Source organism: Candidatus Nitrosopumilus salarius BD31 (genome assembly GCF_000242875.2).
Lineage (GTDB): Archaea > Thermoproteota > Nitrososphaeria > Nitrososphaerales > Nitrosopumilaceae > Nitrosopumilus > Nitrosopumilus salarius.
On record NZ_AEXL02000009.1, the window covers coordinates 1 to 881 of the forward strand.

At 40.2% G+C, this 881-nt stretch carries 1 protein-coding gene and 1 pseudogene; both read left to right on the plus strand.

What is annotated here, in order from left to right; all coding sequences use genetic code 11:
- Positions 1–181: pseudogene (locus BD31_RS00145) on the plus strand (hypothetical protein); the annotation flags it as partial.
- A gap of 139 nt (positions 182–320) precedes the next feature.
- Positions 321–881 (plus strand): ammonia monooxygenase family protein (locus BD31_RS00150; RefSeq protein ID WP_008296640.1); only part of this gene is annotated, 561 nt, incomplete at its 3' end.

Here is an 881-nt window from a genome sequence, read left to right on the forward strand (position 1 = left end):
TCCAACCGCAAGTGGTCACTTTGCATTCATCGTACTTACAATCATTGAGGCAATAGGTTACATCTTCTGTGTTAAAGTCATGGAAGAAGGTTCCAACAAAAATAGCAATGGCATCATTGGTGCTAGTGTTGCTGGTGCAGTTGTATTCGTACTATTTGTATCACTATTTGTTGGCTGGTAATCACAAGGAAACCCCTCAGACTATTTCTTTTTCATTTTAGTTTGGAATAATGGTAATTGACCGCATTTGCTTTAAGTCAAAAACAACGATCTTCATCATACTCTAAAATTTTATATACTGACCGTTTCTTTGACATCTTATGGTCTGGTTAAGACGATGTACACACTACTTATTCATAGTAGTTGTTGCAGTTAACTCTACACTGTTAACAATTAATGCAGGAGACTACATCTTCTACACTGACTGGGCTTGGACTTCGTACACGGTATTTTCAATATCGCAAACGTTGATGCTAATTGTAGGTGCTACATATTACCTAACATTTACTGGCGTTCCAGGCACAGCAACGTACTACGCTCTAATTATGACAGTATACACATGGATAGCAAAAGCCGCATGGTTTTCGCTAGGATATCCATATGACTTCATTGTAGTACCAGTTTGGTTACCATCAGCAATGCTGTTGGACTTAGTCTACTGGGCAACAAAGAAGAACAAGCACTCCTTGATACTGTTCGGCGGCGTACTGGTAGGAATGTCATTACCATTATTCAATATGGTGAACCTGATAACAGTAGCAGACCCACTAGAAACGGCATTCAAATATCCAAGACCAACATTGCCACCATACATGACACCGATAGAACCCCAAGTTGGTAAGTTCTATAACAGCCCAGTGGCTTTAGGTGCAGGTGCAGGT